10 protein-coding genes are annotated in these 9,462 nt (G+C 64.8%); 5 read left to right on the forward strand and 5 right to left on the reverse strand.

The features are described from left to right. Nucleotides 1–153: 153 nt before the first annotated feature. The 3 genes from EOA38_RS18165 to EOA38_RS18175 form a co-directional block, all read right to left on the reverse strand. Entirely contained in the window at nt 154–618 is a 465-nt protein-coding gene (locus EOA38_RS18165; protein WP_245480865.1) for a DUF559 domain-containing protein, read from the reverse strand. 50 nt (nt 619–668) lie between these two features. Further along, nucleotides 669–2,165 carry an FAD-linked oxidase C-terminal domain-containing protein gene (locus EOA38_RS18170; protein ID WP_127299861.1) on the reverse strand — a complete coding sequence of 499 codons (1,497 nt, stop codon included), beginning with the start codon at nt 2,163–2,165 and terminating at the stop codon, nt 669–671. Nucleotides 2,166–2,445: 280 nt separating this feature from the next. Next, complete coding sequence (locus EOA38_RS18175) at nt 2,446–3,768, reverse strand: DUF3422 family protein (protein WP_127299862.1); 1,323 nt, start codon at nt 3,766–3,768, stop codon at nt 2,446–2,448. A gap of 207 nt (nt 3,769–3,975) precedes the next feature. On the opposite strand from EOA38_RS18175, the gene EOA38_RS18180 reads away from it, so the two are divergent. Genes EOA38_RS18180 through EOA38_RS18190 form a run of 3 tightly spaced genes read left to right on the forward strand, consistent with a single transcriptional unit; the run spans nt 3,976 to nt 6,768 of the window. Beyond that, nucleotides 3,976–4,779, forward strand: a complete 804-nt coding sequence (locus tag EOA38_RS18180; RefSeq protein WP_127299863.1) for an FCD domain-containing protein — start codon at nt 3,976–3,978, stop codon at nt 4,777–4,779. 23 nt (nt 4,780–4,802) lie between these two features. Next, nucleotides 4,803–5,939: an alpha-hydroxy acid oxidase gene (locus EOA38_RS18185; RefSeq protein ID WP_127299864.1), complete on the forward strand. Its 1,137-nt coding sequence runs from the start codon at nt 4,803–4,805 to the stop codon at nt 5,937–5,939. 58 nt (nt 5,940–5,997) lie between these two features. Next, a complete protein-coding gene (locus tag EOA38_RS18190) occupies nt 5,998–6,768 on the forward strand; it encodes a metallophosphoesterase (protein WP_127299865.1) in 771 nt (256 codons plus the stop codon). Nucleotides 6,769–6,820: 52 nt separating this feature from the next. Here EOA38_RS18190 and EOA38_RS39765 read toward each other — a convergent pair whose 3' ends face one another. After that, nucleotides 6,821–6,961, reverse strand: a complete 141-nt coding sequence (locus EOA38_RS39765) for a hypothetical protein (RefSeq protein WP_189350748.1) — start codon at nt 6,959–6,961, stop codon at nt 6,821–6,823. Between the two features lie 344 nt (nt 6,962–7,305). Continuing rightward, on the reverse strand, nt 7,306–8,004 hold the full coding sequence (locus EOA38_RS18200; RefSeq protein WP_127299868.1) for a type 1 glutamine amidotransferase: 699 nt from the start codon (nt 8,002–8,004) through the stop codon (nt 7,306–7,308). An 84-nt stretch (nt 8,005–8,088) separates the two neighbouring features. On the opposite strand from EOA38_RS18200, the gene EOA38_RS18205 reads away from it, so the two are divergent. Together EOA38_RS18205 and EOA38_RS18210 are read left to right on the forward strand one after the other, a co-directional pair. Further along, a complete protein-coding gene (locus EOA38_RS18205) occupies nt 8,089–8,751 on the forward strand; it encodes a hypothetical protein (RefSeq protein ID WP_127299866.1) in 663 nt (220 codons plus the stop codon). A gap of 31 nt (nt 8,752–8,782) precedes the next feature. After that, the coding region (locus tag EOA38_RS18210) for a 16S rRNA (uracil(1498)-N(3))-methyltransferase (RefSeq protein WP_127299867.1) at nt 8,783–9,462 on the forward strand (680 nt) is incomplete at its 3' end.

Here is a 9,462-nt window from a genome sequence, read left to right on the forward strand (position 1 = left end):
CTCTCCGTCCGCTACGCGGACACCTCTCCCCCATTTCATGGAGGCGAGGAAACGCCAACCGCCAGCGTCGCGACCTTGAAAAGCTTGGGTTCCTCGCCCCCGCGAAGCGGGGGAGAGGTGGCTCGGGCAAAGCCCGAGACGGAGAGGGGGCCATCATAGGGCGTCGCCTCCAATTTTCTTGGCAGCGAAAACAAACCTGAGGTCCGCAGCGGCAACATCTTCGGCGAGCCGCCCTTCAAGCACCGCAAGGATCGTTTCGCAGACACTCCTCTTGTTCTTCAACACATCAAGATTCCAGAAGCGCAAAACCGAAAAGCCTTCGCTGCGCATGAATTCGTCTCGTCGCCTGTCGTACGAACTGTCAGCATGCTGGCTGCCGTCCAGTTCCACGGCCAGCTTTTTGCTCCTGCAGGCAAAATCCGCGAAATACGGGCCGATTGGCATCTGGCGAACGAATTTGTAGCCACCCAGCCTCTTGGCTTTCAGTTCATTCCAGAGGGTCGCTTCTGCTTGATTGTCACCGTGGCGAAGCTCGCGCGCACGGGCGATCTTTTCGGGCGAGCGGCGGCTCGACTGATAGGGCGTCCCCCTCTCCGTCTCGGGCTTCGCCCGAGCCACCTCTCCCCCGCTTTGCGGGGGCGAGGAACCCAAGTTCTTAGACGTTCCCATCAAAACCTCGGAATGTCCGGAAACGCCAGCTGCCCGCGATGCACATGCATGCGGCCGAGCTCGGCGCAGCGGCGGAGCTGCGGGAAGACCTTGCCGGGGTTGAGCAGATGGTTGGGGTCGAAGGCGCATTTGACGCGCATCTGCTGGTCGAGGTCGATCTGGTTGAACATTTCCGGCATCAGGTCGCGCTTCTCGACGCCGACGCCATGCTCGCCGGTCAAGACGCCGCCGACCTCGACGCAAAGCCGCAAAATGTCGGCGCCGAAGCTCTCGGCCTTGTCGAGCTCGCCCGGCACGTTGGCGTCGTAGAGGATCAGCGGGTGCAGATTGCCGTCGCCGGCATGGAAGACGTTGGCGACACCCAACCCATACTTCTCGGAAAGATCGCGCATGCCGGCCAGCACGCGCGGCAATTCCTTGCGCGGGATGGTGCCGTCCATGCAGTAATAGTCCGGCGAGATGCGGCCGACCGCCGGGAAGGCGGCCTTGCGGCCGGCCCAGAAGCTCAGCCGCTCCTCTTCCGTCTGCGAGATGCGGCAGGTGGTCGAGCCGTTCTCGTAGGCGATCGTCTCGACGAGGCCGATCAGGTGATCGACCTCGACGCTCGGCCCGTCGAGCTCGACGATCAACAGCGCCTCGACATCGAGCGGATAGCCGGCATGGACGAAATCCTCGGCGGCGTGGATCGCCGGCCGGTCCATCATCTCCATGCCGCCCGGGATGATGCCGGCGCCGATGATGTCGGCGACGCACTGGCCGCCCTGCTCGCTGGTTGGGAAACCGATGAGCAGCGCGCGTGCCGTCTCCGGCTTCTTCAGGATGCGCACGGTGACTTCGGTGACGACGCCGAGCAGGCCTTCGGAGCCGGTCATGACGCCAAGCAGGTCGTAGCCTTCCTGGTCGAGATGGCTGCCGCCGAGCCGCACCACCTCGCCATTCATCAGCACCATCTCGATGCCCAGCACATTGTTGGCTGTGAGCCCGTATTTCAGGCAGTGCACGCCGCCGGAATTTTCCGCGACGTTGCCGCCGATCGAGCAGGCGATCTGGGAGGACGGATCGGGGGCGTAATAGAAGCCCTCCTGCTCGACGGCGATAGTGATGCCGAGATTGGTGACGCCCGGCTGGGCGACGACGACGCGGTTCGGGTAGTCGATCGCGAGGATACGGTTGAAGCGGCTCATCACCAACAGAACAGCATCCTCGAGCGGCAGCGCGCCGCCGGAAAGCGAGGTGCCGGAGCCGCGCGGCACGACGCGGATGTTGCGCTCGTCGCAGTATTTCAGCACGCGCGAGACCTGCGCCACCGTCTCGGGCAGCACCACCACCAGCGGCAATTGCCGGTAAGCGGTGAGGCCATCGGTTTCGAAGGCGCGCATTTCATTCGCCGTGTCGACGACACCCTCGCCCGGCACGATGATGCGCATGTCGGCGACGATCTCGGCGCGCCGGCGCATCGTCCCGGCATCTGGCTTGGGCATGGCAAGGCCGGACATCGGCACTTCCTCCGCTCGACTGGTCAAAATCTTTTACCAGCTAGGGCGGTTCCTTGCAAACGCTGCTTTTGTCGCAATGGACGACGGGCGTGGCCCAAGCTTCCGCAGCGGCAATCTGCCGCTGGCTTTCTCCCCCCTTGAGGGGGAGATGTCGCCGAAGGCGACAGAGGGGTCGCCGCGCGTGAAGCGCCAGCTTCCGTAGCCCCGCAAGCGTCGGCGCTCTATGTGAGACGACCCCCTCTGGCCTGCCGGCCATCTCCCCCTCAAGGGGGGAGATTACTTATTCGCCGGGGTGCCTTGCCGGCTCGGAGTGCATGCGTCGCACACGGCGCACAGCCCACCAGACGAGCAGCACTGCAACCGGCACCGAAGCCGCAGTGACGACTTCCGGCGCGAAGGTGTGGCCGAAGATCGAGGCGCCTTTGGCGAGATAGCCGATCAGGCCGACGACATAGTAGGACACGGCGGCGACCGAGAGTCCTTCGACGGTCTGCTGCAGTCGCAATTGCAGCCGGGCACGGTTGTTCATCGAGGCGAGCAGGTCACGGTTCTGCTTCTCGACCTCGACATCGACCCAGGTACGCAGCAACGTGGTGGTGCGGGTGAGTTTTCGCGACAGATTGGCCTGGCGCTCCTCCACCGAGCGGCAGGTGCGCATGGCCGGCGCCATGCGGCGCTGCAGGAAGCCGGCCCAGGTGTCGTAGCCCTGCACCGGCTCCTCCTCCAGCGCCTCCAGCCTTTCGCTGACGATACCGTCATAGGCGCGGCTGGCGCCGAAACGGTAGAGACTGGAGGCGGCGTCGGCCTCCAGCTCGGCGGCAAGCTCGGTGAGGTCGGCGAGCAGCGTCTGGCTGTCGCGGGTCTCGGCCGCCTTCATTTCCAACGTGGTCTGGGCCAGCCGGTCCTCGATGCGGCGGGCGCGGCCGGACAGCGTCAGCGCCAGCGGCAGGCCAAGCATAGCAAGCGTCCGGTAGGTCTCGATGTCGATCAGCCGCTGCGACAAGGCGCCGGTGCTCGCCGGCGTCAGGCCGCGGTCGAGCACCAACATGCGGGTCAGGCCATCGCCGTCCTGACGGAAGTCGGTGATGATGGCAGCCGCGCCCCGCTCGACCAGCGAATAGCAGAGGCTGGTCGGGTCAAAGCCGGCGATCAGCTTCTCGCTCGCCTGCGTCCACTTGCGGATTTCGAGCCGGATGCCGGAGATCACGGTTCCGGGCGGCGAGAAGCCGTTGCCGAAGGGCGAATCCTCCTGGCCCCGACCGTTCTCGGCGAGCGGCCCTTCCCAGAGATAGGTCGAGAATTCGGTGTGCCGCTCCCAGCGAACCGTGCCCTTGCCCCATTTCATGGCATGGTGACGGGCATGGCGTTCGGGCGCCGCGATACCGAGGCGCCGCGACAAGTCGGACAGCACGGCATGGTCGACGGCGGCGCCGCCCTCGGTCATGAAGGAGAGCTGGATGAGCACACGCGGCTTCTCGACCAGCGGATGCGGCCGGGCATGCACCTCGCCCAATGCGCCGGGCCGCCCCTCATGCGCCGGAAAGCCCATGACGCTGCCTTGGGCGCGCGGCTGGAATTCGAGGTTGGACGTCTCGTCCGACACGGCTGGTCCCCCTTGTTTCGGCCCTTCGTGCAAGCCCGTCCTCTTGCGGCAATCAGCATTGCACGTAAACAGCAAATTTAGCAGGCATGAATGGGACGGCGCGGCCGCGGAGCATACCGGATCCGGCGAATTGGATAAATAATTTGACCAGTTGGCGGCAGTGGCTTTAATCTGCGCGACATCCGTCCCATTCCCAGGCGCCCTCCGTTGAGCGATATCTTCTCCAGGATCGAGCATTCGCGCACCGCCGACGAGGTGGTGCAGCAGATCGAGAACCTGATCCTGGAAGGCGTGCTGCGTACCGGCGACCGGCTGCCGGGCGAGCGCGAACTGGCGCGGCAGTTCGACGTGTCGCGGCCGATCCTGCGCGATGCGCTGAAGGCGCTGGAGGGACGTGGGCTGCTGACGACCAGGCCGGGCGGCGGCACCCATGTCGCCGACGTCATCGGCCAGCTTTTCACCAAGCCGGTGACCGACCTCATCTCCACGCACCGCAAGGCGGTGACCGATTATCTGGAGTACCGGCGCGAGATCGAAGCGGTGGCCGCCGAATACGCGGCGCGGCGGGCGACGCCCGAGGATCTGGCGCTGCTCGACCGCATCATGGCGCGCATGGACGAAGCGCACCGGACCGGCGATTTCGACGACGAGGCGGATATCGACGTCGAGTTCCATCACGCGGTCTGCGAATGCGCGCATAACATCATCCTCTTGCACACGCTGCGCTCGTGCTACCGGCTGCTCTCCGAGGGCGTGTTCCAGAACCGGCTCCTCGTGTTCACCGTGCCCGGGGCGCGCGACGCGCTGCTTGCGCAGCACCGTGCTATCCACGCCTCGATCAAGGCCGGCGACCCCATCGCCGCGCGCAAGGCCGCGATGGACCACATCACCTATGTCGAGCGCTCCATGGCGGAAGCCGAGCGCAGCGGCGACTGGCAGCGCGTGTCGCGGCTGCGGCTCAGGCAGCGCTCGGAAGCCGGCGACATCGAACCAACACGCAAACGCTCCTAAGCATCGATCAAGCGGGGACCACCATGAGCGAAATTCTCACCATCGCCGACCTCAAGGACCTGGCGCGCCGCAAGGTACCGAAGATGTTCTTCGACTATGCCGATTCCGGCGCCTGGACCGAGAGCACCTACCGCGCCAACGAAGAGGATTTCGGCAAGATAAAATTCCGCCAGCGCGTGCTGGTCGACATGAGCAACCGCTCGCTGGAATCGACGATGATCGGCCAGAAGGTGGCGATGCCGGTGGCGCTGGCCCCGACCGGCCTGACCGGGATGCAGCATGCCGACGGCGAGATGCTGGCGGCGCAGGCGGCGGAAGAGTTCGGCGTGCCGTTCACCCTGTCGACGATGAGCATCTGCTCGATCGAGGATGTCGCCTCGGTGACCAAGAAGCCATTCTGGTTCCAGCTCTACGTAATGCGCGACAAGGATTTCGTGCTCAACCTCATCGACCGCGCCAAGGCGGCGAAGTGCTCGGCGCTGGTGCTGACGCTCGATTTGCAGATCCTCGGCCAGCGCCACAAGGATGTGCGCAACGGGCTGTCGGCGCCGCCCAAGATGACGCTCGCCAACATCATCGACATGGCCATCAAGCCGCGCTGGTGCCTGGGCATGGCCGGCACGCCGCGTCGAACCTTCCGCAACATCGTTGGCCATGCCAAGGATGTCGGCGACGTCTTTTCGCTGTCGTCCTGGACGACGGAGCAGTTCGATCCGCAGCTTTCGTGGAAGGATGTCGCCTGGATCAAGGAGCGTTGGGGCGGCAAGCTGATCCTGAAGGGCATTCTCGACAAGGAGGACGCGCTGATGGCGGCCGAGACCGGCGCCGACGCGATCGTCGTGTCGAACCACGGCGGACGCCAGCTCGACGGCGCCGCTTCTTCGATTTCGGTGCTGGAGGAGATCGCCGATGCGGTCGGCGACAGGATCGAGGTGCATATGGACGGCGGCATCCGCTCTGGCCAGGACGTGCTCAAGGCGCTCTGCCTCGGCGCCAAGGGCACCTATATCGGCCGGCCCTTCCTCTATGGACTCGGCGCGATGGGCAAGGCGGGCGTCACCAAGGCGCTCGAAATCATCCGCAAGGAGATGGACATCACGCTGGCGCTGTGCGGTAAGCGTTTGGTAACCGACATGGGCAAGGACCAGCTGCGACGCTAGGGCCTATTCATCGATCCGCGCTAGTTTCCCGTGATTACGACACGGGAAGACGCATGCCTTGATTGAGACCGGCATTCATTATCTCGACGCTCGCGGGCCGGACGGCATGCGGCTCTATGCGATCGGCGACGTGCATGGCCGCCATGACCTGCTTGCCGCGATGCATCGCCGGATCGAAAGCGAGCTGGAATATGCACCGTCATCCGATTGGCGCATCATCCATCTCGGCGACTATGTCGACCGCGGACCGGATTCCAAAGGCGTCATCGATTTCCTGATCGAGGCAAGAGAGCGCGACCCCCGCAACCTGACGCTTGCCGGCAATCACGACATCGGCATGCTGGAATTTCTTGCCGAGCCCGACGCGGACGGCCTGTTCATGCGCTATGGCGGTATCCAGACCGCGGCGTCATACGGGGTGAAGCTCTCGATCGGCAGCAGCTGGTTCGGCAGGCCGGACGAGGTGCTGGCGCACGGACACGCGGCATTGGTCGAAGCCTTGCCGCAAGCCCATGTCGACTTCCTGCGCTCGCTGTCCTTTTCAGTGACCTTCGGCGACTTCTTCTTCTGTCACGCCGGCATCAGGCCCGGCATTCCGCTCGAAAGCCAGAGCCCGCAGGACCTGATCTGGATCCGCGACGCCTTCCACGACCACCCCGGCCTTCACCCGAAGGTGATCGTGCACGGGCACACACCGGTGCCGGAGACCGAGGTTTTGGCCAACCGCGTCAATGTCGACACGCTCGCCTGGCAATCGGGAATGCTGAGCGCCCTTGCCGTTAACGGCGGCGACAAGCGTATCGTGACCGTGCAGGGAAAGGCGTTCTAGCCATGATCCCGGCTGTGGGGTCAGCTTTTCGTTTGTCGGGAAGGATCAGGCTTTAGCGAAGCGCGGCGGTGACGCCGTAGCCGTCAACGGCCTGGTGATTGTTGGCTGCATCGGCGGCGTAGATGCCGAGGCCGCACACGATGATGGCAGACAGCATAACAAAGGACAAAAGCGCTGCTTTCACGGACGTCATCTCTGGTTGAGCTTTCTGCATCTGTGCACGAGGCGGTTACCAATGCGTTGAAACGATAAAATGCGTCTCAATGTTTCGACGATTTCGCGCTTCTAGGCAGATTCTGTATCGCCGGTGTGTCGCGCAGATCACACAGAAGGTTCATTGCGGTTGCACGAACGATACAGGGCGGGCGCCTTCTAGGATGGCGAGCGAGCACAGGCCAAGGACGAAGCAGATTTTCCCCAGGCGGAACTGCCGTCGCGTGCCAATTATGTCACGCTTGGCGAAACGATCGGTGAGATAACTCAAGCGCGTCGCGTGTCGTTTTCCCAAAACCGCTGCGCACTTTTGGGCGACACGCGTTAGATCGTCGCCACCCAGGCGCGGGCGATCGCCAGGCCCGCGGCGTCGGCGTCGGGCCCGTTGCGGGCCATCTCGTCGTCGAGCTTGCCGGCCCAGTCGGGGTTCCGCTCGGCAATCGTTGCCGCGAAGGACGTGCTCCAGTCGCGCACCAGCGGGCGGTCGGCCTCGAAATGGAACTGGAAGCCATAGACGGCGCGGCCGATGCGAAAGGCCTGGTTCGTGGCGACCTCGTTGCCGGCGAGCCGGACGGCGGTTTCGGGCAGGTCGAATGTGTCGTCGTGCCACTGGAAGATCGGGAATTCTTCTGGCAGCGCGCCGAGCACGGGATCGGCCTTGGCTTCCCTCGTCAGCGACACGCCGCACCAGCCGAACTCAACCGCCCGGCCGATGTGGTTCTCGGCGCCAAAGGCGCGGGCGACGAGCTGGCCGCCGAGGCAAATGCCGAGCACCGACCGGTCCCTGCCGGCGAATTCGCGCGTCAGTTCGAGCAGTGCGGGAAAATAGGGGTAGTCGTCGTCGGCCAGCGCATTCTGCCCGCCGCCCAGCACCACCATCGCATCGTGCCCGGCCGCGTCCTGAGGCAGCGGGTCACCCTCATAGGGACGCCGCAGGTCGAGCTCGGCGCCGGCCTCCTTAAGCGCGGCGCCGACCTGGCCGAGGCCGGTGTTTTCGTAGTTCTGGACCACCAGCACCCGCATGAGAATCCTGCTGACATGAATTGCAGGGGCGAGCGATATCATGCCGCCCGCATTTCAGCCAAGGTGCGTGCCGGAGAGAAAGCTATGCCACTGCAGAACCGGGTCGATCCGTTCGGCGCCATCCACGCCGCGCCCGAGCGCGGCCTGTTCATGGGCAATCGCGGCATCATCCACGACCCCGAGACGAAGACGCTTCTGAAGAAGCGCTGGGCGTTACAGGCCTGGATCATCTGCGTCTGCGAGTTCCGCAACGTGCGACGCGAGCCGATGGGCCGCAACCGCCAAAGTGACGGCCAATTGGGGGGCAAAGCCGGCTGGACCGAGCTGTTCTTCCTCGACGAGGTGACGGCATTGGCCGCCGGCCACCGGCCCTGCTTCTTTTGCCGGCGCGAACGTGCGACAGATTTCGTGGGCCGTTTCGGCGAGGCATTCGACGTTCCCGAACCTCGCGCGCCGATGGTCGACAAGCGGCTGCACAAGGAGCGGCTGGCTTCGGGCGGCTGGCCACCGGCCGTCGCAGCCGTGGAGCTTGGCAACCTGCCTGATGGCTCGATGGTGGCCGACAACGACACCGCCTATGCGCTCCGTGCCGGCAAAGTGCTCGGATGGTCGTTCGCGGGTTATGCCGACCCTATCGCCCTCGACAGTCTCGCCGGTCGGCCGCTACGTCTGCTCACGCCGGCCACCAGCGTTTCGGTGCTGAGACAAGGCTACACGCCGGTCTGGCATCCGTCCGCCGATACTTGACGGCAACGCTGCCCTCGCCCATTGCTCGGCCATGCGCGCCAACTACAAGATGCAGCGGCTGTTCGTGCCGGACGATCTCGGGCCAGGCCTCGAATTCGATGCTGGACAACAGCAGAGCCACTATCTCGCGCATGTGCTGCGGCTCGGCGAAGGCGCTAAGGTTCTTCTTTTCAACGGCCGCGACGGCGAATGGTCGGCGGCGATCGCCGCCAGATCCAAGAAGGCAGTCCAGCTCAAGGTGCTCTCCTTGCAGCGGCCGCAGCCGCCACTGCCCGATCTGGTCTACTGCTTCGCGCCGCTGAAGCAGGGCCGGCTCGACTATCTGGTGCAGAAGGCGGTGGAGATGGGCGCCGGCATCCTCCAGCCGGTCATAACCCAGCATACGCAGGTGGCGAAGCCCGGCATCGACCGGCTGCGCGCCAATGTCGTCGAGGCGGCCGAGCAATGCGGCATCCTGGCCGTGCCGCAGGTGCGCGAGGCGGAAAAGCTGGAGCGGCTGCTCGGCGGCTGGGACAAGGAGCGGCGGCTGATCTTCTGCGACGAGGACGCCTCGACCAACAACCCGCTGCCGGCGTTGCAGAAGGTGCGGGAGAAAAAACTCGCGCTGCTGGTCGGGCCGGAAGGCGGATTTTCCGATGACGAACGCAGGATGCTGAGGGCGTTGCCTTTCGTCACCGCCATCCCGCTCGGACCGCGCATCCTGCGCGCCGA

It is taken from the genome of Mesorhizobium sp. M1E.F.Ca.ET.041.01.1.1 (assembly GCF_003997355.1).
GTDB lineage: Bacteria > Pseudomonadota > Alphaproteobacteria > Rhizobiales > Rhizobiaceae > Mesorhizobium.